General features: G+C 60.1%; 28 protein-coding genes. 15 read left to right on the forward strand and 13 right to left on the reverse strand.

Annotated elements, in window-relative coordinates; translation table 11 throughout:
- The first annotated feature begins 25 nt into the window (after positions 1-25).
- Positions 26-358, forward strand: coding sequence for a DUF1294 domain-containing protein (locus BS627_RS06680; protein WP_077982417.1), 333 nt, complete (start codon positions 26-28; stop codon positions 356-358).
- Here BS627_RS06680 and BS627_RS06685 read toward each other — a convergent pair.
- Positions 340-849, reverse strand: coding sequence for a GNAT family N-acetyltransferase (locus tag BS627_RS06685; protein WP_077982418.1), 510 nt, complete (start codon positions 847-849; stop codon positions 340-342). The two genes, BS627_RS06680 and BS627_RS06685, sit on opposite strands and share 19 nt — an antisense overlap.
- A gap of 275 nt (positions 850-1124) precedes the next feature.
- Here BS627_RS06685 and BS627_RS06690 point away from each other — a divergent pair, with 275 nt between their 5' ends.
- Entirely contained in the window at positions 1125-1382 is a 258-nt protein-coding gene (locus BS627_RS06690) for a YjhX family toxin (RefSeq protein WP_077982419.1), read from the forward strand.
- A gap of 58 nt (positions 1383-1440) precedes the next feature.
- Here BS627_RS06690 and gatA read toward each other — a convergent pair whose 3' ends face one another.
- The 3 genes from gatA to BS627_RS24490 all read right to left on the reverse strand — a co-directional run bounded on the left by gatA (position 1441) and on the right by BS627_RS24490 (position 4096).
- Entirely contained in the window at positions 1441-2922 is a 1482-nt protein-coding gene (gatA, locus tag BS627_RS06695; protein WP_077982420.1) for an Asp-tRNA(Asn)/Glu-tRNA(Gln) amidotransferase subunit GatA, read from the reverse strand.
- A gap of 56 nt (positions 2923-2978) precedes the next feature.
- A complete protein-coding gene (gene gatC / locus BS627_RS06700; protein ID WP_077982421.1) occupies positions 2979-3266 on the reverse strand; it encodes an Asp-tRNA(Asn)/Glu-tRNA(Gln) amidotransferase subunit GatC in 288 nt (95 codons plus the stop codon).
- A 125-nt stretch (positions 3267-3391) separates the two neighbouring features.
- Positions 3392-4096, reverse strand: coding sequence for a metal-dependent hydrolase (locus BS627_RS24490; RefSeq protein ID WP_165691156.1), 705 nt, complete (start codon positions 4094-4096; stop codon positions 3392-3394).
- A gap of 84 nt (positions 4097-4180) precedes the next feature.
- Between BS627_RS24490 and BS627_RS24495 the strand changes: the two genes are divergently transcribed.
- Together BS627_RS24495 and ruvX are read left to right on the forward strand one after the other, a co-directional pair.
- Complete coding sequence (locus tag BS627_RS24495) at positions 4181-4483, forward strand: alkylphosphonate utilization protein (RefSeq protein WP_165691157.1); 303 nt, start codon at positions 4181-4183, stop codon at positions 4481-4483.
- A gap of 14 nt (positions 4484-4497) precedes the next feature.
- The gene (gene ruvX, locus BS627_RS06710; RefSeq protein WP_077982423.1) at positions 4498-4977 is read left to right on the forward strand and encodes a Holliday junction resolvase RuvX; all 480 of its coding nucleotides are present in this window, start codon (positions 4498-4500) and stop codon (positions 4975-4977) included.
- Here the strand turns inward: ruvX and BS627_RS06715 are convergent.
- From BS627_RS06715 to BS627_RS06740, 7 genes are all read right to left on the reverse strand, one after another.
- A complete protein-coding gene (locus BS627_RS06715; protein WP_003521478.1) occupies positions 4929-5246 on the reverse strand; it encodes a DUF6105 family protein in 318 nt (105 codons plus the stop codon). The genes ruvX and BS627_RS06715 overlap by 49 nt on opposite strands.
- Positions 5243-5377: a hypothetical protein gene (locus BS627_RS24930; RefSeq protein ID WP_269834464.1), complete on the reverse strand. Its 135-nt coding sequence runs from the start codon at positions 5375-5377 to the stop codon at positions 5243-5245. Before BS627_RS24930 ends, BS627_RS06715 begins: the two co-directional genes overlap by 4 nt.
- A gap of 276 nt (positions 5378-5653) precedes the next feature.
- Positions 5654-6298 carry a TetR/AcrR family transcriptional regulator gene (locus BS627_RS06720; RefSeq protein ID WP_020012359.1) on the reverse strand — a complete coding sequence of 215 codons (645 nt, stop codon included), beginning with the start codon at positions 6296-6298 and terminating at the stop codon, positions 5654-5656.
- A gap of 154 nt (positions 6299-6452) precedes the next feature.
- Complete coding sequence (locus BS627_RS06725) at positions 6453-6824, reverse strand: type II toxin-antitoxin system RelE/ParE family toxin (protein ID WP_077982424.1); 372 nt, start codon at positions 6822-6824, stop codon at positions 6453-6455.
- The gene (locus BS627_RS06730; protein ID WP_077982950.1) at positions 6821-7117 is read right to left on the reverse strand and encodes a type II toxin-antitoxin system ParD family antitoxin; all 297 of its coding nucleotides are present in this window, start codon (positions 7115-7117) and stop codon (positions 6821-6823) included. The genes BS627_RS06725 and BS627_RS06730 overlap by 4 nt, the downstream gene beginning before the upstream one ends.
- A gap of 63 nt (positions 7118-7180) precedes the next feature.
- On the reverse strand, positions 7181-7792 hold the full coding sequence (locus BS627_RS06735; protein ID WP_077982951.1) for a GNAT family N-acetyltransferase: 612 nt from the start codon (positions 7790-7792) through the stop codon (positions 7181-7183).
- A 137-nt stretch (positions 7793-7929) separates the two neighbouring features.
- The gene (locus BS627_RS06740) at positions 7930-9582 is read right to left on the reverse strand and encodes an acyl-CoA dehydrogenase family protein (protein WP_077982425.1); all 1653 of its coding nucleotides are present in this window, start codon (positions 9580-9582) and stop codon (positions 7930-7932) included.
- A gap of 336 nt (positions 9583-9918) precedes the next feature.
- Between BS627_RS06740 and BS627_RS06745 the strand changes: the two genes are divergently transcribed.
- The 5 genes from BS627_RS06745 (at position 9919) to dprA (ending at position 14649) form a co-directional block, all read left to right on the forward strand.
- Entirely contained in the window at positions 9919-10350 is a 432-nt protein-coding gene (locus BS627_RS06745; protein ID WP_077982426.1) for a DUF4440 domain-containing protein, read from the forward strand.
- Positions 10351-10588: 238 nt separating this feature from the next.
- The gene (locus BS627_RS06750) at positions 10589-11530 is read left to right on the forward strand and encodes an aspartate carbamoyltransferase catalytic subunit (protein WP_077982427.1); all 942 of its coding nucleotides are present in this window, start codon (positions 10589-10591) and stop codon (positions 11528-11530) included.
- Entirely contained in the window at positions 11527-12819 is a 1293-nt protein-coding gene (locus tag BS627_RS06755) for a dihydroorotase (protein WP_077982428.1), read from the forward strand. The genes BS627_RS06750 and BS627_RS06755 overlap by 4 nt, the downstream gene beginning before the upstream one ends.
- A 48-nt stretch (positions 12820-12867) precedes the next feature.
- Positions 12868-13485 carry a glycerol-3-phosphate 1-O-acyltransferase PlsY gene (gene plsY, locus BS627_RS06760; protein WP_162520362.1) on the forward strand — a complete coding sequence of 206 codons (618 nt, stop codon included), beginning with the start codon at positions 12868-12870 and terminating at the stop codon, positions 13483-13485.
- A 21-nt stretch (positions 13486-13506) separates the two neighbouring features.
- A complete protein-coding gene (dprA, locus tag BS627_RS06765) occupies positions 13507-14649 on the forward strand; it encodes a DNA-processing protein DprA (RefSeq protein ID WP_077982429.1) in 1143 nt (380 codons plus the stop codon).
- Here dprA and BS627_RS06770 read toward each other — a convergent pair.
- Positions 14602-14835, reverse strand: coding sequence for a hypothetical protein (locus BS627_RS06770; protein ID WP_077982430.1), 234 nt, complete (start codon positions 14833-14835; stop codon positions 14602-14604). The two genes, dprA and BS627_RS06770, sit on opposite strands and share 48 nt — an antisense overlap.
- 259 nt (positions 14836-15094) lie before the next feature.
- On the opposite strand from BS627_RS06770, the gene topA reads away from it, so the two are divergent.
- From topA to rpmG, 6 genes are all read left to right on the forward strand, one after another.
- Positions 15095-17779 carry a type I DNA topoisomerase gene (gene topA, locus BS627_RS06775; RefSeq protein ID WP_077982431.1) on the forward strand — a complete coding sequence of 895 codons (2685 nt, stop codon included), beginning with the start codon at positions 15095-15097 and terminating at the stop codon, positions 17777-17779.
- Positions 17776-20130 (forward strand): ribonuclease R, encoded by a 2355-nt coding sequence (gene rnr, locus BS627_RS06780; RefSeq protein ID WP_077982432.1) that lies wholly within the window; start codon positions 17776-17778, stop codon positions 20128-20130. Before topA ends, rnr begins: the two co-directional genes overlap by 4 nt.
- A gap of 42 nt (positions 20131-20172) precedes the next feature.
- Positions 20173-20616, forward strand: a complete 444-nt coding sequence (locus BS627_RS06785; protein WP_077982433.1) for a DUF983 domain-containing protein — start codon at positions 20173-20175, stop codon at positions 20614-20616.
- A gap of 62 nt (positions 20617-20678) precedes the next feature.
- On the forward strand, positions 20679-21305 hold the full coding sequence (locus tag BS627_RS06790) for an NUDIX hydrolase (protein ID WP_077982953.1): 627 nt from the start codon (positions 20679-20681) through the stop codon (positions 21303-21305).
- A gap of 17 nt (positions 21306-21322) precedes the next feature.
- Positions 21323-22489, forward strand: a complete 1167-nt coding sequence (locus tag BS627_RS06795; protein WP_162520391.1) for an MFS transporter — start codon at positions 21323-21325, stop codon at positions 22487-22489.
- An 89-nt stretch (positions 22490-22578) separates the two neighbouring features.
- Positions 22579-22746 carry a 50S ribosomal protein L33 gene (gene rpmG / locus BS627_RS06800; protein WP_003496403.1) on the forward strand — a complete coding sequence of 56 codons (168 nt, stop codon included), beginning with the start codon at positions 22579-22581 and terminating at the stop codon, positions 22744-22746.
- A gap of 894 nt (positions 22747-23640) precedes the next feature.
- On the opposite strand, the gene BS627_RS06805 is transcribed toward rpmG, so the two are convergent.
- Entirely contained in the window at positions 23641-25011 is a 1371-nt protein-coding gene (locus BS627_RS06805; protein WP_077982435.1) for a PleD family two-component system response regulator, read from the reverse strand.
- Positions 25012-25019: the final 8 nt, after the last annotated feature.

Here is a 25019-nt window from a genome sequence, read left to right on the forward strand (position 1 = left end):
ACGCTTGCCGGTTTCAAATCACGCTATGGACACGATGACCTTCTGCCTCATCGCCTATATCGGCTTCAATCTCTTCGTTTTCCTTGTCTATTGGTGGGACAAGGAAGCCGCAAGACAGGGCGGATGGCGTATCCGGGAAAGCACGCTGCTCCTGCTTGCTCTCGTCGGCGGCAGCCTGGGGGCCGTGTCGGCCCAACATCTGTTACGGCACAAAACACGCAAGGAGCCGTTCCGCAGTATCCTGCTGTCCATCGTGATATTGCAGAGTGGCCTTCTCGCATCGCTCGCCATCATGCCGGACTGGCCGGTGCGGTTGGCGGTTGCGCTGAAAACGCTGTTTCAGAACCCGGGTCCGTAAAGGCCACTCTCGATCTCGGCCAACTGTTTTTGCAGCCCCACCGATTGCACCTCGCGGTCCAGCTTCGGCGCATAAGAAACGGAAAGCCAGCGCACGCTATAGCCATGGTGGCGGAAAAAGGCGACTGCCGGTTCGTTCTGGGCATGTGTCTCAAGCCGGATTGTCTCGAAGCCCTTGTCCTCTATCAGTCTTTCAATATCTGCAAGCAGACGGCTGCCGACGCCCCTCCGTTGAAAATCGGGATCGATCCAGAAGTCGGAAATAACCTCGTCAAAATGCTCCCGCGCGGCCCACCCCGCAACCGAGCCTCCAAGTTCCGCGACGCGGATGGCAAGCCATGATGAGCGGGTGAAATTGGAAAAGGCGCTGGCCGCATTGTCGTAAAGCGTCGATGTGATTCCCAGCGCCGCGGTCGCCTGCCGCCATGCCCTGATGCCGATGGCCGCAAGGACTTCCGCTTCCCGCTCATGCGCATTGCGAATGACGATCAAACCGCGCCCTCCTTGGCCGTAAAAATTAAACCATTGCGAGTGTGATTCGGCCAGCGTGCTTTTGCTGGGCAAGCCACCGGCTTGACCCTGCTGGACTTGCCCGCTATCCAAAAGAAGCAAGAACGGAGTTTTTATGTTCGCTCAATCGGAGTCCCGGTAAAGGCCCTGCCCGCAAGTTTCTTGCGCGCCGGGCCAGATGAAACCGAGCCGGCTGCCTTAACGGCACCCGGGTTTGCTTTCACGCGTCCATGTGACGCCGACCGGACTTCCAAAAAATGGACATTTCCCGCGCCGAACAGCGCATTCTTCACCTGCTCGCCCAGGGCGGCAGAATTGAACTCGTTCGAGACGATGCCCGCAAAATCGAAAAACTCTCGCTTTTTACGCGCGAGGGCTGGATTTTCAGCGGCCTCGATCTCCTCACCTTCCGCAAGCTGAAACGGAAGAGAGCGATATCCTCCTCCGGCGGCAAGCCCTACCGCATCACCACGCGCGGGCTGGAGCTCGTGCGCGGTGAGTTGGACAATCGCTGAAAACAAAACGGGCGGCACTTGATGCCGCCCGTTCTTGTACAAAACTTGGTGGATGGATTCACCACCACTTGGCGGGGGTAAACTTGCCGGCAGCCTGCTCGATGGCATGGGCCGTCTTGAACAATGTCTCTTCCTCGAAAGGCTTGCCGATGAGTTGCAGGCCGAGCGGCAGGCCCTTGCCGTCGAGACCGGCAGGCACCGAGAGGCCCGGAAGGCCGGCCATGTTGACGGTGATGGTGAAAACGTCCTGCAGGTACATCTTCACCGGATCGGAGGCGAGTTCCTCGTCACCCACTGCGAAAGCAGAAGATGGGGTGATGGGCGCTAGGATCGCGTCAACGCCCTCATGGAAGACGTTTTCGAAGTCGCGCTTGATGAGCGTGCGGACCTTCTGCGCCTTCAGGTAATAGGCGTCGTAATAACCGGCCGACAGCACATAGGTGCCGACCATGATGCGGCGCTGCACTTCCTTGCCGAAACCGGCAGCGCGGCTTTTTTCGTACATGTCGGCAATGTCCTTGCCATCGACGCGCAGGCCGTAGCGGACGCCGTCATAACGGGCAAGGTTGGACGAGGCTTCCGCCGGTGCGACGATGTAATAGGCGGGAAGCGCGTATCTGGTGTGCGGCAGCGAGATATCGACCACCTCGGCACCGGCATCACGCAGCCATTCCACGCCCTTGGCCCAGAGCTTTTCGATTTCGTCCGGCATGCCGTCAACACGGTATTCCCGGGGGATACCGATCCTCAGGCCCTTCAGCGATTGACCGATGGCCTTTTCGTAATCCGGCACAGGAAGGTCAACAGAAGTCGTGTCCTTGGCGTCAACGCTTGCCATGGTCTTGAGCAGGATTGCGGCGTCGCGTACGTCACGGGCAATCGGTCCTGCCTGGTCGAGCGAGGAAGCATAAGCGACAATGCCGTAACGCGAGCAACGGCCGTAAGTGGGCTTGATGCCGACGGTGCCGGTGAAGGCCGCTGGCTGGCGGATGGAGCCGCCGGTGTCGGTTGCGGTTGCGCCGGCGCACAGATGCGCGGCCACGGCTGCGGCGGAACCGCCAGAAGAGCCGCCGGGCACCAGCTTCTGCTCGGAGCCATTGGCGCGCCAGGGGTTGATGGCGGGGCCGTACCAGGAGCTTTCGTTCGACGAGCCCATGGCGAATTCGTCCATGTTGAGCTTGCCGAGCATGACGGCGCCCTGATCCCAGAGGTTCTGGGTGACGGTGGATTCATACTTCGGCTTGAAGCCGTCGAGGATGTGCGAGCAGGCCTGCGTGTGAATGTCGCGCGTGGCAAAAAGGTCCTTCACGCCGAGCGGAATGCCTTCCAGCTCGCCGGCCTTGCCGGCGGCGATACGCTCGTCGGAGGCACTGGCCATCTCGCGCGCCTTTTCAGGCGTCAAGGCAACATAGGCGTTCAGCGCGCCGTTGGCCGCATCGATGGCGGAGAGGTAGGCGTCGGTCAGCTCTAGGGCGGAGAATTCTTTGCCTTTCAGCTTTGCGCGGGCTTCGGCAATAGTCAGGCTCGTCAGGTCGGTCATGGTCGGCAACGGCTTTCGAAAATCTCGGAAAAATCAGGCGGCAAACGGCGATCGGGTTATTCGACCACTTTCGGGACCATGAAGAAGTCCCGGTCGGTCGCAGGCGCATTGGCGACAATGTCTTCCGCCTTGTTGCCGTCGGTCACCACGTCGGCGCGCTTTTTCATCTCCACCGGGGTGACTGACGTCATCGGCTCGACGCCGTCGACATTCACTTCCGAAAGCTGCTCCACGAAACCGAGTATGCCGTTCAACTGGCCGAGCATATTCTGCGCTTCATCTTCGGTGACAGCGATACGGGCAAGGCGCGCAACGCGCTTTACGGTGGCGAGATCGACGGACATGGTTTTACTCCGGTAGGAATTTTCCTACCCGCTATAATCACCATGTCCGTCCTTCGCAACGGTAGAAAGCATGTCGCGTCAAACTGCGGAGCGGTTTTGCGGCAACGACATGCTCTCACGCAGCTTCAGAAGGACAGCGTATCGCCGGCCTTCGGCGTGTGGACACGCGCTTCCGCGCCTTCCATGCCGGCCACGAACTTTTCCGGCGTCTGGTCGATGATCGGGAAGGAACCGTAGTGGCAGGGAATGACATTGCCGAAATTGAAGAAGCGCTGGCAGGCGAGCGCCGCGACAGCTCCGCCCATGGTGAAGCGGTCACCGATCGGCACGAGGCCGATATCCGGCTGGTGCAGTTCGTTGATCAGTTTCATGTCGGAGAAGATGTCGGTGTCGCCCATGTGATAGACGGCCGGGCCGTCCTCGAAATGCAGCATCAGGCCATTGGCATTGCCGAGCGAATGGGAGACGCCATCTTCGGTGATCTGGGCGGAGGAATGCAGTGCATTGGTGAAGGTGACGGAAAAGCCGTCGAAATGGACCGTGCCGCCGGTATTGCCCATATCGACCTTGGCGACGCCCTTGGCGGACAGCCAAGCGGCAAGATCGGCATTGGCCAGCACGGTCGCGCCCGTTTCGCGGGCAAGCTGCACGGTATCGCCGACATGGTCGCCATGGCCATGGGTCAGGAGAATATGAGTGATGCCTTCGGCCGCCGATTTGCCATCCTGCCCGGCAAAACCGGGATTACCGGTGAAGAAAGGATCGATGAGGATCTTCGCGCTACCGTTTTCAAGGCGGAAGGCGGAATGGCCGAGCCAGGTGATTTTCATGGGAAGTTCTCCTTTGTATTGCCGGTATAGTATGACATAGGACGGCCTGCACAACCGCACTACCAATATTTCAGAGAGGCGACAATGGCCGCGGATAATGACGATTACGTGTATGACGAAGCGAGCGGCGAATGGCGGCCGGCTTCGGAACTCGCAGCCGAGGCAGCCCGTGCAAATGAAGTGCGCGATGCCGCCGGCAATGTACTTGAAGATGGCGATTCCGTAACGCTGATCAAGGATTTGAAGGTCAAGGGCACCAGTACGGTCATCAAGCAGGGTACCGTCATCAAGTCGATCCGCCTGACCGACAATCCCGAAGAGATCGATTGCAGGCATGATGCGGTCAAGGGTCTGGTGCTGCGCACCGAATTCGTCCGCAAAAGATAAAGGCAGCACGCGACATGGCGACACTCACCATTGAGGAACTGGCGCAGGTGCTTCAGCCCGGCCAGGCTATTGCCGGCCTAGACCTCGGTACGAAGACAATAGGGCTTGCCATGTCGGATCTGTCGCGGCGTTTTGCGACACCGCGCCCGGTGTTGAAGCGTGTAAAATTCACACAGGACGCCCAGGTGCTGCTGGCCTTCGCTGAAAAGGAAAAGGTCGCCGCCTTCATCATCGGCCTGCCGATGAACATGGATGGCTCCGCCGGACCCCGCGTGCAGGCAACCCGCGCCTTCGTGCGCACCATGGGCGAAAAAACCGCCCTGCCCTTCGTTTACTGGGATGAGCGGCTTTCAACCGTTGCGGCAGAGCGCGCGCTTCTGGAAATGGATGTCTCACGCGCCAAGCGCGCCGAACGCATCGATTCAGCCGCCGCAAGCTTTATTCTTCAGGGCGCGCTGGACAGGCTTTCCGCACTCACCCGCGCCGCCGACTGACGGCCCTGCCACCAAGCAGCAATCTGCTTTCTTTTGCGAAATGCGAGAATTGCAAAAACGATCAGGCTGTCGACCGCGATGGCGCGCGCCACCAGCGGCGGCAGGCTTTCCGGCGGAAGACCGAGAATATTGCCGTAAATCTCGAAGACGAGATCATGGGTCTGACGCGTCAGCATGTAAAAGCCGAAGCTCATGTCGTAATAGGAGAGCCAGTACCAGCTGCCCAGCAATGCGACGGGACCGGCCCATAGGATAAGAAACCACTTCATGCCGCCTGCCCCCGTACAAACATCGTATCGGGAAAGCCGGCAAGCACCGCCCAGCGCACCGCAGCCATCAGGCAGAGGTTCAGCGCCGGCGCGTCGATATCCAACGGCAGCATCACAAAAAACGTCATCATGACGCCTAAAGCTGTCCAGCGGCTCACTTGCGGCTCCCTTATGCGCAGTCATTGCGCATGGTTAACATTTCGTTAATCCACACTGGACCGGCAGCCATGGCGAGGCAAATGAAAGCTGTTATTATGGTTAATGGCGGTCGGGCGAGTTGTGGAAAAGAATGTGTTCCTGTGAACGGACGGAAGCACCGGGCGGTTGCGCGCCCGGTGAAAACATGGCTGATTTTTCGTTAATTTCGGGCTTGCCTCGGCTGTTCCCATCAGCTCCGGCAACGCGTGTCAGCCGTAAACGCCGCGCACCAGTCTTTTGACGGCGGTGGTGATCTTGTCCCAGTCCCGGTCTGATTTGAGCGGCACGCCAGCGAACTGACCGCTGGTGGCAGCAGAAATGACGAGGTGCTGAATTGCGGCGAACAGGACAGCATTGACGGCGGCGGTATCCACGCCCTTCGGCGCAGCGAGCGAGCCTCGCATGCGCTCCAGCCATTTGCCCAGCGACTTGGCGCGGGCTTCGGCCAGTTGACGCACCTGCGGTGACCCGTCAGACACTTCCCAGGCGATGATCTTGCAAACGAGAGGATCGCTGCGCAGCGCATCCATGAAATAAAGCGCCAGCTTTTCCATGAGATCGCCATAGGTCAGCAGAAACATGCCGCCCGTGTCTTCGGGAATGCGATCTTTCACCCAGGAACCAAGATCCTCGCCGATCGCCTCGATCAGACCATCAAGGCCGCCGAAATACCGATAGATGAGCTGCTTGTCGCAGCCGGCGCGGCGGGCAACGGCGTTGATGCCGAAGCCTTGAAACCCCTCTTCGGCAAGCAGCGACCGTGCCGCATTAAAAATCGCCTTCTCGGTCTGAGCGCGATCCTTGATGCGCTTTTCCGGTCTGTCGGCTGAAATCGCCTCTGCGGTCGCCAGCATGATTCCCTACCCGTTTTCTGAAAGGCCTTCCTCAACGGGTTAACAAAGCGTGTACGGAAGAACAACGTGGCGGGATGGATGGTGAGAAGGTTCCTGTGGATGACGAGTCCGCCATACCGTTTTCGGCACAGGACAGGGACGCCTCCAGACATTCTTAGGAAGTATCACCATAGTCGGCCGGAAGATGACGTTCGATTTCCATCGAATCATGAAGAACGCGACCGACGCCCACCAAACCGGATCGTAGTGCACGATAAAGTAACAAATGTCTCGGGGTTTTAACGAGACCTGTTTCGCTTTTTGCCCGCTCACGACTATAGCGAAGGTGATAACTGCGCACGTCATCACCAAGTTCAGCGCGAATAGTCGTGCCGGCACGCAGGGGATCGCGAGCAACATCACGTAACGCAGTTGCTAGCAACTTTTCGTAGCGTTTTCTCGCTGCTGCTCCAAATGTCGCGTGGGTCCATCCAAGGATTTCGATGATGTCCGATTGTGCGGCGTCGGACAGACGATATGTCGTCATTTGTCGCCGGACTTGCCGAGCTGCACTTCAGCCTCGCGCCCAAAAGCGGAAATGAAATCGTCAAGGTCATCATCCGAAACATCAGTATAACGTCCCTGGTCGAGGTCGGCGAATCCCTGTTGCGCCGCTACCTTCAAGGCCTCCACTCTGGCTGCCTCGAGGCGCTCCCGCCTCTCAATTAACCGCAAGCCTTCACGTAGCACTTCACTGGCGTTTTGATAGCGGCCGGATTTGACGAGCTCGTCTATAATCTCTTCGTGATGCTGTGTCAGGACGACGTTACGCGTTGGCATCGGAGACTCCATCGGACTTCATTTATGCCTATCCATACCATCGATTGGCATAATCTGCCAATCTCACTCCAGCGCCATCCCAAACCAGACACTACCCGGCGTTTCGTGGCTTTCGAGGCGTTTGAACCCGCGGGTTTCCCAGAAGCGCATACCCGCATGGTTGCGTTCGCTGGCGCCGAGGTGGATGCCGTAGACGTTGTTCTGTCTAGCCATATCGAGCCAGCGCGACAGAAGCCGGGTGCCGCCGCCCTTGCCCTGTGTACGCGGCAGGAGGTTCATGTGGATATGCGCCGGAAACGGATCGGTGAGCCAGGCTGGCGTGCGGCGCGGATGGTGGATGAACTGGGCGCGACGCTGGTCGGCGTCCCATGTCCGCTGGTCACCGCCGGGATCGGGGTAAAGGCTGCGCAGATGCGGCCACCATTCCCGCTCCAGCCGCTCTTCGTGCACCGCCGTATCGAGTGCGCCGACGATATAACCGCACACACCGTCCTCATCCTCCGCCACGAAAACGGCATCGGGCCAGAGATGCAGATAGGGCACGGAGTAGATATGCCCGACCATGCGGCCATCCTGGTAAAGGGCGGCGGCGTCCTGCCCGGCATCGCCGGTGGCGAGGCTTATGGCGTAGAGCGCGTCTTCATCCTCGGCGCGGGCGGAACGGAAGGTCAGCATTGGCAGCCGCCTTCCCTTGCCGCGCATCGACGCGCGAGGACATCATGACAGATAAGAACACGCCTCACGCCATTGCTATTTTTCAAATCCGAGACCCCTCCCGCCGGGACTGCAAAACCTTCATCCGCATGCATCGGTCAAGATGCAGGCGGATAAAGAAGATCGATTATATAATTCGGATCGAAGCGGGAATCGAGCATGCCGTAAGTGTGCCGCCAGCCGCCAGCCAGGCGGGTCTCGAGGAAGGCATCGGCGATCTTGCCGGCGCCAAGGCGGCAAAGCTCGGCGGCAGCCGCCGCGAGTGCAAACTGCTCCACCAGCAGGCGGGCCGCACCCTCGTCACGCTCGGCAAGGGCGATCGCGGCGCGCAGCACGTCGGTGGTCTTCTTGCCGGCCGCTCCGAGATCGCGCTCCAGCGTCTGGAAGACGAGATCGAACAGGTCCTTGCCGCGCTGGAGAACCCGCAGCACATCCAGCGCCATGACGTTGCCGGAACCTTCCCAGATGGCGTTGACGGGCGCTTCGCGGTAGTGGCGGGCAATCGGCCGCTCTTCCACGTAACCATTGCCGCCAAGGCACTCCATGGCCTCATAGATAAGCGCTGGCGCGATCTTGCAGCACCAGTATTTCACGATGGGCGTCATCACCCGCGCATAGGCGGCCTCAGCCGGATTGTTACGGGCGGCGTCGAATGCCGTCGCCAGCCTGAAGGAGAGAGCCGTGGCCGCCGCCACATCCAGCGCCATGTCGGCGAGAACGCGCGTCATGATCGGTTGCGTGACCAGCATCTTGCCGAAAACAGAACGGCCGCGGGCATAGTGCACGGCTTCGGCAAGCGAGGCGCGCATCATGCCGGCCGATGCGAGCGCGCAGTCGAGCCGCGTCAGCGTCACCATGTCGAGAATGGTGCGAATACCACTGCCGGGATCGCCCAGCAGATAACCGAAGGCATCGGTGAATTCGACTTCGGCGGAGGCGTTGGAGCGGTTGCCGAGCTTGTCCTTCAGGCGCTGGAAATGCAGGCCGTTCTTCGAACCGTCTTCCAGATAACGCGGCACGAGGAAGCAGCCCATGCCGTCGCCCATCTGGGCGAGCATGACGAAACCGTCGCTCATCGGCGCAGAAAGGAACCATTTGTGACCGGACAGGCGATAGATTCCCTCGCCCACCCGCTCCGCCGTGGTGCGGTTGGCGCGCACATCCGTGCCGCCCTGCTTTTCCGTCATGCCCATGCCAATGGTGACGGCGGTTTTCTGCAAAGCCGGCTTCTGCGAGCTGTCATATTTGCGCGAGAGTATCTTCGGCGCCCATTCCTTCTGCACGCGCGGCGAGGCCATGATGGCGGCGACGGAGGCGCTGGTCATGGTCAGCGGGCAGAGATGCCCCGCTTCCAGCTGCGAGGTCAGATAGAATTTCGTGGCGCGGGCCTTGTGCTCATTGCCGCGCGTATCGGGAGAATTTTCCCAGACGCTGGAATGCAGGCCGGACGACATGGAACGGCGCATCAGCGCGTGCCAGGCGGGGTGGAATTCCACCTGATCCAGACGCTCGCCGCGCGGACCGTGTGTATGCAGCTGCGGCACGCCCTGATTGGCCATGCGCGCCAGTTCCTGCGCCTCATGCGACGTGACATAGCGGCCGAGCTGGTCGTACTCGTCCCTCAGATTGCGCGACAGGCCGGAGGTGAGGTCGACGATCAGCGGATCGGAACGATAGGCGTTGATACCGGACCAGAGGTTTGGCTGGTTCAGTTCGGCGAGCGTTTCTTCTATCCGGGAATTCTGGGTCATCCGCTGCTTCTAGCTGTTTTGTACTGGCGTTGCATAGTGGGGTGATATTGCATAATTCCACCCGCAGGAAGCGATTGGGACGATTAAACCGCCGCTATCAGCAATTTTCGGGAATGACCCTGATCTAGGTATCCGACCCGGCGAATGCCAGACACGTTTCCGGCAAGACCGGCGGCAACGTCCGAAACAGCCCTGAGCGGCGGCGCGCAGAGATTGCGGCCACGACTGACGTGGCATGACAGATAAAGCATTCCCCAAAATCCGCAGCCAGATGTGGAACCCACGACGGGCTTTTTCGGTTGGCGACTTGATGAACGGCTGCACAGGGAGGGAACCATGGAGGCCAGCGCAAGAAAGCTTTTCGAGCGATATGAGCGATTTTTCAATAAGTCTCTTGAGGGTGACATGGATGTGGAGGAGATCGCCGAGCTCTACGCCTCCGACTTCATCGCCGCATCCCCCGCCGGGGTGATGACCGGAAAGAACGATGACCACTTAAAGCAGGTCATGATGAAGGGTTACGAGCGCTATCGGATGATCGGAACGAAGGAGATGCGGATACGCAATCTCCGTATCTCGCCCATCGATGAACATCATTGTGTGGCACATGTCGCCTGGACTGCGACCTTTGCCCGTAAGCGGCAACCGGATGTCGCAATCGATTTCGATGTTCACTACTTCGTCCAGAGGCTGGATGGAACACCGAAGGTTTTCGGTTGGGCGTCAGGCGACGAACAGGCTCTTTTGAAAGAACACGGCATCGTCTGATGTCTGTTCCTTCCGTCTTAGGACCCTTTGCCCTCGAGGATTGGGGAAACATCGCCATGTTTTCATTTCAGGAGTTGCGGGCGCTTGCCCCGCGACCATGCAGTCTCTATAGAGCGCAGGACCGAATTCCGCCGCACTCCTGAGGCGTGTTCACAGCGAAGGGGAGCGCGCGGATCAGCATTCGGGCGTTCCGGGCATTTTCACGGGAAAATGCGACGCCCGTCAGGAGGCAAACCGCATGGTCTTCTTCCCCCATCGCCATCTCCTCGGCATCAAGGGGCTTTCCCATCAGGATATCACCCTGCTTCTCGACAAGGCCGACGAGGCGGTAAAAATCAGCCGCCAGCGCGAGAAAAAGACCTCGACGCTCCGGGGGCTGACGCAGATCAACCTGTTCTTCGAAGCCTCGACGCGGACACAATCTTCCTTCGAGCTGGCCGGAAAGCGCCTCGGCGCCGATGTGATGAACATGTCGGTCGGCAATTCCTCGGTAAAGAAGGGCGAAACGCTGATCGATACGGCAATGACGCTGAACGCCATGCGCCCGGATGTGCTGGTGGTTCGCCATTCGTCGGCCGGTGCGGCCGCGCTTCTCGCGCAAAAGGTCGCCTGCTCCGTGGTCAATGCCGGAGACGGCCAGCATGAGCACCCGACACAGGCGCTTCTCGACGCGCTGACCATCCGCCGCGCCAAGGGCGAGCTTTCGGGTATCACAGTGGCAATCTGCGGCGATGTGCTGCATTCGCGCGTTGCCCGCTCCAACATCATCCTGCTCAACCAGATGGGTGCGCGTGTGCGCGTCGTCGCTCCCGCCACGCTTCTTCCCTCCGGCATTCGCGACATGAGCGTGGAGGTTTTCCACGACATGAAGGAAGGATTGAAGGACGCCGATGTGGTGATGATGCTGCGCCTGCAGCGTGAGCGTATGTCCGGCTCCTTCGTGCCTTCGGTGCGCGAATATTTCCACTATTACGGTCTGGATGCCGAGAAGCTGAAGGCAGCGAAGGAAGATGCGCTGGTCATGCATCCCGGCCCGATGAACCGCGGCGTGGAAATCGCCTCCGACGTGGCAGATGGTCCGCAGAGCGTCATTGAAAGCCAGGTGGAAATGGGGGTTGCCGTGCGCATGGCTGTCATGGAAACCCTGCTTGTTTCGCAAAATCAAGGTGAGCGCGTATGAGTGCCGCGACCGTTCTCAAGAACCTCCGCATCGTTGACCCTTCCCGCAATCTCGACGAGACCGGCAGCATCGTCATCGGCGCCGATGGCACCATTCTGGCGGCTGGCAAGGACGCACATAATCAGGGCGCTCCGGAAGGGGCGACGGTTCGCGACTACAAGGGTATGCTGGCCGTTCCCGGCTTGGTGGATGCCCGCGTCTTTGTCGGCGAACCCGGCGCCGAGCACCGCGAAACCATCGAATCCGCCTCACGCGCGGCAGCGGCCGGCGGCGTCACCAGCATCATCATGATGCCGGATACTGATCCTGTGATCGATGACATCGCGCTTGTCGAATATGTGAAGAAGACGGCGCGCGACAAGGCAATCGTCAATGTCCATCCCGCAGCCGCTTTGACCAAGGGCCTGCGGGGCGAGGAAATGACCGAGTTCGGCATGTTGAAGGAAGCCGGTGCGGTGGCCTTCACCAATGGCCGCAAGGCGCTTTCCGACACGCTGGTGCTGCGCCGCGCCATGACCTATGCCCGTGAACTCGGCGCGGTGATCGCGCTCGAGACGCGCGACAAATATATCGATGGCGGCGACATGAACGAGGGGCTTTTCGCGAGCTGGCTCGGCCTGTCAGGCGTTCCCAAGGAAGCCGAGATCATTCCGCTTGAGCGCGACCTGCGCATTGCTGGACTGACGCAGGCGATCTACCACGCCGCCAAGATTTCCGTTCCGGAATCGGCAGAAGCGATCCGCGTTGCGCGGCAGCGGGGCGTGAAGGCCACCTGCGGCATCTCGATCAATCACCTCACGCTCAATGAGAACGATATCGGCGAATACCGCACCTTCTTCAAGCTTTCACCTCCCTTGCGCGCTGAAGACGACCGCAAGGCGATGGTGGAAGCGCTGAAGGACGGCACGATCGATATCATCGTCTCATCGCATGATCCGCAGGATGTCGACACCAAGCGCCTGCCGTTTTCGGATGCGGCGAGCGGCGCGGTGGGGCTCGAAACCATGCTGGCGGCGGCGTTGCGCCTCCATCACAGTGGCGACGTTCCGCTGATGCGGCTGATCGATGCGCTCTCCACCCGCCCAGCCAAGATTTTCGGACTGGATGCAGGAACGCTCAAAGCCGGTGCGAAGGCAGATATCACGCTGATCGACCTCGATGAGCCGTGGCTCGTGGCGAAGGACCAGCTGGTCTCGAAATCCAAGAACACGCCGTTCGAGGATGCCCGTTTCAGCGGCCGTGCTGTCGCCACTTATGTGGCTGGCAAAGCCGTTCATTCCTTGGCATAAGATCACGAACAGAGATCACGCTGACGGCGGGACAGAGGGGACATTGGAATGAGTGCTTTGACTGAGTGGCAGACCGCGCCTGCCCTTCTCGCGCTGGCGGCGCTGATCGGCTATCTATTGGGCTCCATTCCGTTCGGCCTCCTTCTTACCCGCATGGCCGGTCTGGGCGACGTGCGCAAGATCGGCTCCGGCAATATCGGCGCCACCAACGTGCTGCGTACCGGCAACAAGAAGCTCGCCGCCGCAACCCTTTTGCTCGACGCGCTGAAGGGCACGGCGGCGGTTCTGGTCGCCAATGCGCTCTGGGGTTACGAAGCCTCGCTGGTCGCCGGTTTCTTCGCATTTCTCGGCCACCTGTTTCCCGTGTGGCTGGGCTTCAAGGGCGGCAAGGGTGTGGCCACCTATATCGGCGTTCTTCTAGGCGCGGCTCCCCTCATGATGCTTGCCTTTGCGCTCATCTGGATCGCGACCGCCTTTATCACCCGTTATTCGTCGCTCTCGGCGCTGGTGGCAATGGTGATCATCCCCGTAGCGCTTTGGGTGCTCGGACCCGAGAAGACGGCGCTTCTCGTGACGCTGCTCAGTGTGATTTCCTGGTTGAAACACCACGAAAATATCAGACGTCTGATTGCGGGCACGGAAAGCAGGATCGGACAGAAGAGCTAAGGTTCACCTTGGGGACATGTCATGCCGAATACGGAAACTACACGGCAGGGCATAGAGCTTTCCGCGCGGCAGCGGGTGGCGTGGCTACGGTTGATCCGCAGCGATAATATCGGTCCCGTGACCTTTCGCGAACTTATCAATCATTTCGGCAGTGCTGAAAAGGCGCTCGATGCCCTGCCCGAACTGTCGCGCCGTGGCGGTTCTTCGCGCAGTCCGCGCATTGCCACCCAGGCGGAAGCGGAAGGCGAGATCGAAACCGCCGATAAATTCGGCGCGCGTTTCGTCGGCATTGGCGAACCGGATTATCCGCCAGCCCTGCGGCAGATGGATGGGGCGCCGCCGCTGATCGCCATGAAGGGATCGGCGGATGCGGCGACAAGAGCCTGCGTCGGCATCGTCGGTTCACGCAACGCCTCCATCAACGGCGCGAAATTCGCCGCCATGCTGGCACGCGACTGTGGGCGGGCCGGTTATACGATTGCATCGGGACTGGCGCGGGGCATCGATGCGGCCGCGCACAGGGCAAGTCTTGCAACCGGCACAGTGGCTATGCTGGCCGGCGGTCTCGACCGCCCCTACCCGCAGGAAAATTTCGGACTTTTGCAGGAAATATACGATCAGGGCGGCGCGACAATCAGCGAAATGCCGTTTGGCTGGGAGCCTCGCGCGCGGGACTTCCCGCGCCGCAATCGGCTGATCGCGGGCGTCTCGCTCGGCGTCGTCATCGTGGAAGCGGCGGAACGTTCGGGTTCATTGATTACGGCGCGGCTTGCAGGTGAAGCCGGACGACTGGTGTTTGCCGTGCCCGGCTCGCCGCTCGACGCGCGCTGTGAAGGCACCAACCGGCTGATCAAGGAAGGCGCCATGCTGACCACGGGTGCAGCCGATATCCTCGACGCACTGCGACCGCTAATGGAGCCGCAATTGCCCTATGACCGCAAGATCGAGGAACCGAGATCCGACACCGAGATGTCACCACCGGGGGACGACGAGCGTAGCATCATCGCCGCCGCTCTCGGTCCCTCGCCTGTGGAAACGGACGATATCATCCGTCACACGGGTTTCTCCGCTGCCACCGTTCACCTGGTGCTGCTGGAGCTTGATATTGCCGGACGTCTAAACCGGCATGCCGGGGGACGTGTTTCGCTCTTCATCGCGGATTGACAGCTTGCGCCGTCCGCTCTGGATATCGCCGACTTCGACATAGGCCATCTCGATCAGATAACACAGCATGTCGGCGCCTTCCCGGTGCGCTACCTGCCGCAGTTCCGCCAGCATCTGGCGGATGTATGCCAAGCTCTCTCTGGTCCCTTCATTTTCGGCATTATTGTTTGTCGCGTTCGGGACCATATATTTATCCTGGAAATTCAGCCTGAAACGGGAAGCATTAAGTCTGTTCAAATGATGTTGCCCATCATAACCAATTTACCAAAGATTGCAATACAACAATAGATTATCCATAGGTTGCACTCATCTTGAAGCGAGAAAATCGGGCTTGCCTCTTGACCAGCGGGCATTACCTGTCCATGTCGAATTATAAAGAAGGCCAATTGCGGCACCACGCTGCAACCGGGGCCACGTTAACGGACCAGTTCCAGAGAAGAACAATATGAATGTCGTCGTCGTAGAATCTCCTGCCAAAGCCAAGACGATCAATAAGTATCTTGGCTCGGGCTATAAGGTTCTTGCATCCTTTGGCCACGTCAGAGACCTTCCTGCCAAGGACGGATCGGTGCTGCCCGATCAGGATTTCGAAATGTCCTGGGAGGTCGATAGCGCGTCCGCCAAACGCATGAAGGATATTGCCGATGCGGTAAAATCCTCCGACGGCCTTTTTCTCGCAACCGACCCGGATCGCGAAGGCGAAGCCATTTCCTGGCACGTTCTCGATCTCCTGAAGAAGAAGCGTGTGCTTGGCGACAAGCCGGTGAAGCGCGTGGTCTTCAACGCCATCACCAAGAAGGCGGTTCTGGACGCCATGGCCAACCCGCGCGACATCGATGTGCCGCTGGTCGACGCCTATCTCGCCCGCCGTGCGCTGGATTATCTCGTCGGTTTCAACCTCTCCCCGGTCCTGTGGCGCAAGCTGCCCGGCGCGCGTTCCGCCGGCCGCGTCCAGTCGGTGGCGCTGCGCCTCGTCTGCGACCGCGAATCCGAGATTGAGCGTTTCATTTCCGAAGAATACTGGAACATCAGCGCGCTTCTGAAGACACCGCGCGGTGACGAGTTCGAAGCCAAGCTGGTTTCGGCCGATGGCAAGCGCCTGCAAAACCGCTCGATCAAGACCGGAGACGATGCGAACCGGCTGAAGGCGCTGCTGGAAGGCGCGACCTATGTCGTGGATACGGTCGAGGCGAAGCCGGTCAAGCGTAATCCCGGCCCGCCCTTCACCACCTCGACGCTGCAGCAGGCCGCGTCTTCGCGCATGGGCTTTGGCGCCTCGCGCACCATGCAGGTGGCGCAGAAGCTTTATGAAGGTATCGATATCGGCGGCGAGACCGTCGGTCTGATCACCTATATGCGTACCGACGGCGTACAGATGGCCCCGGAAGCCATCGATGCCGCCCGAAAGGCCATTGGCGAGCAGTTCGGCGACCGTTATGTGCCGGAAAAGGCGCGCTTTTACTCCACCAAGGCAAAAAACGCCCAGGAAGCGCACGAAGCAATCCGCCCGACCGATTTCAACCGCACGCCGGATCAGGTGAAGCGTTACCTCGATGCCGATCAGTTGCGTCTTTACGATCTGATTTGGAAGCGCGGTATCGCCAGCCAGATGGCGTCGGCAGAAATCGAGCGTACCACAGTGGAAATCCTTGCCACCAATGGCGGCGAGAAGGCTGGCCTGCGCGCCGTTGGCTCTGTCATCCGCTTCGACGGCTTTATCGCCGCCTATACCGACCAGAAGGAAGATGGCGAGCAGAGCGACGATGGTGACGATGAAGGCCGTCTGCCGCCGATCAATGAGCGCGAGAACCTCGCCAAGCAGAAGATCAACGCCAGCCAGCACTTCACCGAACCGCCGCCGCGTTATTCGGAAGCCTCGCTTATCAAGAAGATGGAAGAACTCGGCATCGGCCGTCCTTCCACCTATGCGGCAACGCTGAAGACGCTGAGCGACCGCGAATATATCGTCGTCGACAAGCGCAAGCTGATCCCGCATTCGCGCGGCCGGCTTGTGACGGCTTTCCTCGAAAGCTTCTTTACCAAATACGTCGAATATGATTTCACCGCCGCCCTTGAAGAAAAGCTCGACCGCATCTCCGCCGGCGAGTTGGACTGGAAGCAGGTTCTGCGTGATTTCTGGAAGGATTTCTTCGCCCAGATCGAAGACACCAAGGAACTGCGTGTCACCAACGTTCTGGATGCGCTGAACGAGGTTCTGGCGCCGCTGGTCTTCCCCAAGCGCGAGGATGGCTCCGATCCGCGCATCTGTCAGGTTTGCGGCACCGGCAATCTTTCGCTGAAGCTCGGCAAATACGGCGCTTTCGTCGGTTGCTCCAACTATCCGGAGTGCAACTTTACCCGCCAGCTCACCTCCGATGGCTCGGAAGCCGAAGCTTCCGTGTCCAACGAGCCGAAAGCACTCGGTGCCGATCCGATGACCGGCGAAGAGCTGACGCTGCGCTCTGGCCGTTTCGGGCCTTACATCCAGCGCGGTGACGGTAAGGAGGCCAAGCGCTCCTCGCTGCCCAAGGGCTGGAAGCCTGAAGATATCGACCACGAAAAGGCCTTGGCGCTCATCAATCTGCCCCGCGATATCGGCAAGCACCCGGAGACGGCCAAGATGATCTCCGCCGGCCTCGGCCGCTATGGGCCGTTCCTGCTGCATGATGGTTCCTATGCGAACCTTGAAAGCATCGAGGACGTGTTCTCGATCGGTCTCAACCGCGCCGTGACCGTTATTGCCGAAAAGCAGAGCAAGGGACCAGGACGCGGCCGCAGCGGCACGCCGGCTGCTCTCAAGGAACTGGGCGACCATCCCGATGGCGGCGCCATCACCGTCCGCGACGGGCGGTATGGCGCTTACGTCAACTGGGGCAAGGTCAATGCCACCATTCCGAAGGGGCAGGATCCGGCTTCCGTGACGCTGGACGAGGCGCTAGTGCTGATTGCCGAGCGCATTGCCAAGACCGGCACAGGCGGCAAGCCTGCCAAGGCGAAGAAAACCACCGCCAAGAAGGCCGATGGTGAGGCAGCGGCAAAGCCGAAAACCACCAAGGCCAAGGCGGCAACCAAGAGCAAGGCGTCCGCCAAGCCGAAGGCAGCGGCCAAACCCAAGAAGGCAGCAGAGTGAGCAAGGCGCCACGTCAGAGACAGGGTTCCGCCAGTGACGGTTTCGGACGCACCGGGCGCGGCAAGCGGGTGAGCGAAGGTGAAGGCATCATCCATGGCGAGGTGCCTTCCCGCGAAGTGCTGCTGAAATTCATCGCGGACCATCCGCAGCAGGCCTCCAAACGCGAAATCGCCAAGGCTTTCGGGCTGAAGGGCGAAAACCGCATCGTTCTGAAAGCCCTGCTGAAGGAACTCGAAGTCGATGGCATGGTGCACAAGAGCCGCAAGTCGCTGACGCGGCCGGGCGGCCTGCCGCCCGTCACGGTTCTCGACATCACCACCCGCGACAAGGACGGCGAATTGATCGGCCGCCCGGCGGAATGGCCCGAGGATTTGGGCGCAGCGCCGGCCGTGCTGATCCGCCAGTCTTCGCAGGACCGCGGCAAGAAGGCCCCGGCAGCCGGTCTCGGTGACCGTATTCTGGCGAAAATCTTCCCCTCCAAGGAAAACTCCGGCCCGGCCTATACGGCCCGCGTCGTGAAGCTCATCGACCGTCGCCAGAACGCGCTGCTCGGCGTCTTCAAGGAAGCGCCCGGTGGCGGTGGTCGGCTGATGCCGATCGATCGCCGCGGCGAAGAAATGGTGATCGATCCCGATGGCGTCGGCGATGCCAAGGATGGCGATCTGATAGAGGTTGAAACCTCGCGCAACAGCGGCCGTTATGGCCTGACCCGCGCCAAGGTGCTGTCGGTCATCGGCTCGGTGGCCTCGGAAAAGGCGATCTCGATGATCGCGATCCATGCGCACGGCATCCCGCATATCTTCCCGCCGAATGTTCTGGCGGAAGCGGATGCGGCCAAGGCAGCGACCATGTCGCACCGCGAGGACTGGCGCGACCTGCCGCTCATCACCATCGATCCGGCCGACGCCAAGGACCATGACGACGCAGTTTATGCCGAACCTGACCACTCGTCCGACAATCCTGACGGTGTCATCGTCACCGTCGCCATTGCCGATGTCTCCTGGTATGTGCGGCCCGGCGCGCCACTCGACCGCGAGGCGCTGAAGCGCGGCAACTCCGTCTATTTCCCCGACCGTGTCGTGCCGATGCTGCCGGAGCGCATTTCCAACGATCTCTGCTCGCTGAAGGAAGGCGTCGATCGCCCTGCCCTTGCCGTGCGCATGACGTTTTCAAAGGAAGGCCGCAAGGCGAGCCACACTTTCCATCGCATCATGATGAAAAGTGCCGCCAAGCTGTCTTACCAGCAGGCGCAAGCCGCAATCGACGGTACGCCTGACGACAAGACCGGCCCGCTGCTGGAACCGATCCTGAAGCCGCTGTGGCACGCCTATGAGGTGATGAAGCGCGGGCGCGACCGCCGCCAACCGCTGGAACTCGATATGCCAGAGCGCAAGATCCAGCTCAGGCCCGACGGCACGGTAGACAAGGTCGTCATTCCCGAACGCCTCGATGCGCACAAGCTGATCGAGGAAATGATGATACAGGCGAATGTCGCCGCCGCCGAGACGCTCGAAAAGAAGAAGCAGCCGCTGGTCTATCGCGTCCACGATGCGCCCACACTTTCCAAGCAGGAAGTGCTGCGCGAATTCCTCGGCACCATCGGCATTTCCATGGCCAAGGGTGCGGCCATGCGCGCCAATTCCTTCAACGGCATTCTGGCGCGCGCCATCGATACGCCGCACCAGATCATGGTCAACGAGATGGTGCTGCGCAGCCAGAGCCAGGCGATCTACAGCCCCGAAAATATCGGCCATTTCGGCCTCAACCTGATGAAATACGCCCATTTCACCTCACCGATCCGCCGTTATGCCGACCTCATCGTGCATCGCGCGCTGGTGGGCTCGCTTGGCCTCGGTGAAGGCGGCATCACGCCGCAGGAAGAGGCGACGCTGGACGATATCGCCGCCGAAATCTCGACCTTCGAGCGCCGCGCCATGGCGGCGGAGCGAGACACGGTCAATCGCCTCATCGCGCATCACCTTTCCGAAAGGGTCGGCGAGGAATTCGAGGGCCGGGTCGGCGGTGTCACCAAGGCGGGACTATTTGTCGCGCTTCCGCAGTTTGGCGCTGATGGATTCGTTCCTATATCTACGCTTGGAACCGATTATTTCCTGTACGACGAAGCCCATCAGGCCCTCACGGGGGAAAAGACCGGTCTCGGTTATCAGCTTGGTGACACGGTACAGGTGAGGCTCGCGGAAGCGGTACCGCTGGCGGGTGCGCTGAGATTCGATATGCTGAGTCCAGGGCGCAAGATGCCGATGGGCGTACGCTCGTTCCATAAGGCCGGACGGCGGACAGCACGGGCTGCCGCCAAGCCCGGAACACGGCCGCCGAGAAGGCGACGATAACAAGGCCGCCTCGGCGGTTGAACGGACGGGAAGGACTTAAGGATGAGTGCACATCGGGGCTCGGAGACCGTTACCTTCGGAAACGACAGCGCCGAACGGCCGCTTGGCCGGTCCATCATGCGCGGCATGGCAAACCGTTGCCCGGCCTGTGGCAGCGGTCGCCTCTTCCGTGCCTGGCTAAAGCCGGTGGATGCCTGCGCGGCCTGCGGCGAGGAAATGCACCATCACCGCTCGGACGACCTGCCACCCTATATCTCCATCGTCATCATCGGCCATATCGCGGTCGGCGGCTTCATGATGACCGACATGGTCCTCAACATTCCCATGTGGGCCCATTTCGCCATCTGGGTGCCGATCACCATTCTGGCAGCACTTCTGACGCTGCAACCGATCAAAGGCGGTGTCATCGGCTTGCAATGGGCGCTGAAGATGCACGGATTCGACCGAAAACAACAGAAAGTGCAGATCGACGGCTCTTCTCACTGACGGCGGACGGGACCTTGCACGTGCCTCCGCCTCCCCGGCGCGCCGAAACGACGAACACGCCCATGCGGCCGCGCGACGCCGCCTCCATGATTTTGTTCGACCGGTCCGGCTCGCAACTCAGGGTGTTGATGGGCCGGCGCAGCAGCGCCCATGTCTTCATGCCGGGCGCTTATGTGTTTCCAGGCGGCAAACGCGATCCGCGCGACCATGCGCTGCCCTTTTCGAGCGATCTGCATCCCACCGTTCTCCACAGTCTCACTGCCTCCGCGGCACGGCGGCTCAGCGCCGCCGGCGCAAGAGCGCTGGCGCTTGCCGCCGCGCGCGAGCTTTTCGAGGAAACTGGCGTGGATCTTGGCTTGAACACCAGGGGTCCCGATCTTTCCCGTTTCCGATATGTGGCCCGTGCCATCACCCCGCCCGGCAATGTGCGGCGCTACGACACGCGATTCTTCTGCTGTTATGCAGATGAACTGCACCTCGATATTAGCCTCACACGCGATTCCGACGAACTCTCCGACGTGCAATGGCTTGACATGACAGACCTTTCCAGTCTGAACATGCCGAAAATCACGCGCACGGTTCTCGAAGATGTCACAAAGCTCATGATAGGTGATCCCTCATTGCCCTTTGAAAGCCCCGCGCGGCTCTATGTCACGCGCCACGGCCGGTTCATTCGAGACTTTGTATAAAGGCCGTCATGTCACAAATGAAATGCGAAGAAGCGGACGCCATCCACTGGCCCTCACTGATCGCCGCCATTTCCGCCATCAGTGCGGTCGGCGTCGCCATCGGCCTCGGCCTTCCGCTCCTGTCGATCATCCTTGAGAAGCGCGGCATCTCTTCCACCATGATCGGGGTGAATTCGGCTATGGCCGGCGTCGCGGCGATGATGGCGGCCCCCGTGACCACCAAGATCGCCCATGATTTCGGCGTGGCGCGAACCATGCTGTTCGCAGTCGTCGTTTCGGCGCTGAGCGCGCTCGGTTTTTATTTCGCCGAAGCCTTCTGGATGTGGTTTCCGCTGCGAATCGTTTTCCACGGCGCCACCACCACGCTGTTCATTCTTTCCGAATACTGGATCAACATGACGGCGCCACCCAGGAAGCGCGGCATGGTTCTCGGCATCTACGCCACCGGCCTTGCGGTCGGATTCGCGGTTGGTCCGCTGCTGTTTTCCGTGGTGGGCAGCGAAGGCATATTGCCGTTTCTGGTCGGCGCGGCGATCATCCTGCTCGCCGCGATCCCGATCTTTATGGCGCGCGGCGAAAGCCCGGAGCTGGACGAGCGGCCCAACCACCATTTCGTCCGTTATGTCTGGCTGGTGCCCATGGCGTCCGCGGCGGCCTTCGTCTTCGGTTCGGTGCAGGCCGGCGGCCTTTCGCTGTTTCCGATCTATGCGACGCGGGAAGGCTTCAACGAATCGCAGGCAGCGCTTCTCCTTACCGTGATGGGCATCGGCAACATGGTCTTCCAGATACCGATCGGCCTGCTCTCGGACCGGATGAAGGACCGGCGGACGATGCTGGGGCTGATGGCCTTTGCCGGCGTCTGCGGCACGCTGGCGCTGCCTTTCCTGGTGGAAAACTGGCTTCTGGTGGCGGCCCTGTTGCTGTTCTGGGGCGGCCTGGTCTCGGGAATGTATACTGTCGGCCTCACCCATCTCGGATCGCGCCTGAAAGGCGCCGATCTGGTCGCCGCCAATGCCGCCTTCATCTTCTGTTACGCGATCGGCACGATTGCGGGGCCGCAGGCCGTGGGCATTTCCATGGACATTGCCGGAACCGACGGGTTTGCCTGGTCGCTGGCGGTATTTTTCGGGCTTTACGTGGTGCTTTATATCGTCCGTTTTGTTTTCCGGGCGAAACAGGCTTGACTTTTCGGGCGCGATACGTAGTTTCGCGCCAGATTTAGCCGAGGTCAGAAGCGCCTGCGGCTTCTCTTTTGTTTAAAGGCAGGACGACCATGGCGAAAGCTACAACAATCAAGATCAAGCTGCTGTCGACAGCCGACACCGGTACTTTCTACGTCACCACCAAGAACAGCCGTACGTTCACGGACAAGATGACGAAGACGAAGTACGACCCGGTTGTACGCAAGCACGTTGAATTCAAGGAAACCAAGATCAAGTAATTTCTTGATCTGTCTCCGACAAAAGCGCGCCCAACGGGCGCGTTTTTTGTTTGCGCCGAAGGGAAGATGCTGCCGCCAGCCTCTTCGCGCCCAGACGCCTTCCAAGGGGCAAGCAAGGCCCGTCTCCCCTGCTGTCCGGGGAATTGTAGCCGTGAATAACAAAGCACGAGAGCAGCCATGGGTAAGTCCGACCACATGGTTTGACGCCTCGGCCGATGTAGCAATCATTCAGGTGCTCTGAAGACACATCGCCAAGGCTCCGTCCGCCCCTGCCCCGTATCGCAGCTTCGCACGTGACGTTAACAAAGACGGATTGCATGCGTCGCGAAGCCGCGACGCGCACACCACGAAACGGCAATTTTCAGGAAGAAGGCGGTCGGCCAACGATGTGACTACGGCACGAGGAACCGATTCGAACATCGTCAGCCGACCGACCCCACGATTCAGGAGATGCGGCGGACCTGAGCATCATGGGGCATTCAAACTACGCAACACCAGCCCCTGACGAACGAAATCGCGACGGCTAAAGCCGCTATCATTCATCATCAAAAGACGGATAAGCCGCCGGAAGAACTGTTACTCTCAATAAGGAGTGTGCGCAGAAGTGAAATAAAAATCAACAAATTCTTAAGCCAGGGACACATCACCTGGGAAACATGGTTAAGTATACGAAGCTGACACACTATAGTTGCCGGAGAGATTGAATTCAACGTATTTTTCAACTTGAACTCTATTTATATCGTCGATCTGCATCTAGTCATTGCAAAGTGATAAAATACATACAAGGTCAATGGCTTGCAGCCTTACGACGATCAACTTGCTTCGTGAATAATTACTTCGCCGGAACACGACGGCAAGATTGCCGCAATATTTTAGTTAATCGGCCATTAGGGTTCAGGCAGCGGCAGCGACGACGCGGTTGCGTCCGGCGTGTTTCGCCTCGTAAAGCGCTTTGTCCGCCTGCTTCAGGATTTCGTCCGGAGCGCCGAAGGCGCCGCTGCTGGTGGCGATGCCGAGGGAAGCGGTAATGCTCAATTCCCGGTCGATGGAACGAACATAAAAAGGCTTGTCTTCCACGATCGCCCGCAGGCGCTCGGCGACGCTTGCCGCAAGCTCCATCGGCGTATCGGGCATGACCACGACGAACTCCTCCCCGCCATAACGGCAGGCGAGATCGGCACCGCGCACGGTGCTGCGGATGCGCGCTGCAAATTCCCGCAGCACCTCATCGCCCACATCGTGGCCATAGGTATCGTTGACCAGCTTGAAGCGGTCTATATCGGTCATGCAGATGGAGATCGGGCGGCCACGAACGGCGGCGCGGTCGAAGAGTATCTTCAGGTGGCTGTCGAGGTAACGGCGATTGTTGAGGCCGGTCAGCCCGTCGACAATGGCAAGTTCCATCGTGTGCTGGAGATTGAGCCGCAGATGCTCGTTATAGCGCTTGCGCCTGATCTGCGTCAGCGTCCGGGCGACGAGTTCGTTCGGATCGATCGGACGGAGAATGTAATCATTCACGCCAAGATCGAGCGCCCGCGCCACCATATCGTCCGCCCCCTGCTCCGCCACCAGAAGCAGCGGCAGGAAACGGGTGCGTTCCAGCGAGCGAAGCTGTGAACACAGCCGCAGCGGATCGTAATCCTCGAAATTGGAATTGACGATGACGAGCTCGAAAGGATTGCTCGCGGCCTTGAGCAGCGCCGCCTGCGGTTCCGTGACGGCGTCGACCTCGGCAACCGGCTTCAGCGCCCGCACAATACGTTCCTGCGAGCTGGCGCGGCCATCCGCAACCAGCACGTGGCCCGGCGTCTGCATCAGCCCGTCGCTACGCAGCATCTCCTCGATGCCGATCTGACGTGCGGTTTCGGCGCGCAGCCGCAATTCATCGCTGACGGCCTTGAGCCGCACGAGGCTTTTGACGCGGGCGATGAGTTGAAGGTCGTTGACCGGCTTGGTGAGAAAATCGTCAGCGCCGGCCTTGAGGCCACGCACGCGGTCAGACGGTTGATCGAGTGCGGTGACCATGACCACCGGAATATGGGCGGTATTCGGATTGGCCTTCAGCCTTTCGCAGACCTCGAAACCGTCCATGCCCGGCATCATGATATCGAGCAGGATGATATCGACCTGCTCCTTGTCGCAGATCGCCAGCGCCTTGAAACCATCCTCGGCGGTGACGACATCGAAATATTCCGCCAGAAGACGGGCTTCGAGAAGCTTCACATTGGCCGGAATATCGTCAACAACCAGAACTCTCGCCGTCATAACCGTTC

This window comes from Agrobacterium salinitolerans (assembly GCF_002008225.1).
Classification (GTDB): domain Bacteria; phylum Pseudomonadota; class Alphaproteobacteria; order Rhizobiales; family Rhizobiaceae; genus Agrobacterium; species Agrobacterium salinitolerans.

Excerpts from the sequence above, each read along its gene's own strand:
- BS627_RS06680 (WP_077982417.1), top strand. The coding sequence starts at position 26 with ATGGACACGATGACCTTCTGCCTCATCGCCTATATCGGCTTCAATCTC.
- BS627_RS06690 (WP_077982419.1), top strand. The coding sequence starts at position 1,125 with ATGGACATTTCCCGCGCCGAACAGCGCATTCTTCACCTGCTCGCCCAG.
- gatA (WP_077982420.1), bottom strand. The coding sequence starts at position 2,922 with ATGACCGACCTGACGAGCCTGACTATTGCCGAAGCCCGCGCAAAGCTG.
- gatC (WP_077982421.1), bottom strand. The coding sequence starts at position 3,266 with ATGTCCGTCGATCTCGCCACCGTAAAGCGCGTTGCGCGCCTTGCCCGT.
- BS627_RS24490 (WP_165691156.1), bottom strand. The coding sequence starts at position 4,096 with ATGAAAATCACCTGGCTCGGCCATTCCGCCTTCCGCCTTGAAAACGGT.
- BS627_RS24495 (WP_165691157.1), top strand. The coding sequence starts at position 4,181 with ATGGCCGCGGATAATGACGATTACGTGTATGACGAAGCGAGCGGCGAA.
- ruvX (WP_077982423.1), top strand. The coding sequence starts at position 4,498 with ATGGCGACACTCACCATTGAGGAACTGGCGCAGGTGCTTCAGCCCGGC.
- BS627_RS06715 (WP_003521478.1), bottom strand. The coding sequence starts at position 5,246 with ATGAAGTGGTTTCTTATCCTATGGGCCGGTCCCGTCGCATTGCTGGGC.
- BS627_RS24930 (WP_269834464.1), bottom strand. The coding sequence starts at position 5,377 with ATGATGACGTTTTTTGTGATGCTGCCGTTGGATATCGACGCGCCGGCG.
- BS627_RS06720 (WP_020012359.1), bottom strand. The coding sequence starts at position 6,298 with ATGCTGGCGACCGCAGAGGCGATTTCAGCCGACAGACCGGAAAAGCGC.
- BS627_RS06725 (WP_077982424.1), bottom strand. The coding sequence starts at position 6,824 with ATGACGACATATCGTCTGTCCGACGCCGCACAATCGGACATCATCGAA.
- BS627_RS06730 (WP_077982950.1), bottom strand. The coding sequence starts at position 7,117 with ATGCCAACGCGTAACGTCGTCCTGACACAGCATCACGAAGAGATTATA.
- BS627_RS06735 (WP_077982951.1), bottom strand. The coding sequence starts at position 7,792 with ATGCTGACCTTCCGTTCCGCCCGCGCCGAGGATGAAGACGCGCTCTAC.
- BS627_RS06740 (WP_077982425.1), bottom strand. The coding sequence starts at position 9,582 with ATGACCCAGAATTCCCGGATAGAAGAAACGCTCGCCGAACTGAACCAG.
- BS627_RS06745 (WP_077982426.1), top strand. The coding sequence starts at position 9,919 with ATGGAGGCCAGCGCAAGAAAGCTTTTCGAGCGATATGAGCGATTTTTC.
- BS627_RS06750 (WP_077982427.1), top strand. The coding sequence starts at position 10,589 with ATGGTCTTCTTCCCCCATCGCCATCTCCTCGGCATCAAGGGGCTTTCC.
- BS627_RS06755 (WP_077982428.1), top strand. The coding sequence starts at position 11,527 with ATGAGTGCCGCGACCGTTCTCAAGAACCTCCGCATCGTTGACCCTTCC.
- plsY (WP_162520362.1), top strand. The coding sequence starts at position 12,868 with ATGAGTGCTTTGACTGAGTGGCAGACCGCGCCTGCCCTTCTCGCGCTG.
- dprA (WP_077982429.1), top strand. The coding sequence starts at position 13,507 with ATGCCGAATACGGAAACTACACGGCAGGGCATAGAGCTTTCCGCGCGG.
- BS627_RS06770 (WP_077982430.1), bottom strand. The coding sequence starts at position 14,835 with ATGGTCCCGAACGCGACAAACAATAATGCCGAAAATGAAGGGACCAGA.
- topA (WP_077982431.1), top strand. The coding sequence starts at position 15,095 with ATGAATGTCGTCGTCGTAGAATCTCCTGCCAAAGCCAAGACGATCAAT.
- BS627_RS06785 (WP_077982433.1), top strand. The coding sequence starts at position 20,173 with ATGAGTGCACATCGGGGCTCGGAGACCGTTACCTTCGGAAACGACAGC.
- BS627_RS06790 (WP_077982953.1), top strand. The coding sequence starts at position 20,679 with ATGCGGCCGCGCGACGCCGCCTCCATGATTTTGTTCGACCGGTCCGGC.
- BS627_RS06795 (WP_162520391.1), top strand. The coding sequence starts at position 21,323 with ATGAAATGCGAAGAAGCGGACGCCATCCACTGGCCCTCACTGATCGCC.
- rpmG (WP_003496403.1), top strand. The coding sequence starts at position 22,579 with ATGGCGAAAGCTACAACAATCAAGATCAAGCTGCTGTCGACAGCCGAC.
- BS627_RS06805 (WP_077982435.1), bottom strand. The coding sequence starts at position 25,011 with ATGACGGCGAGAGTTCTGGTTGTTGACGATATTCCGGCCAATGTGAAG.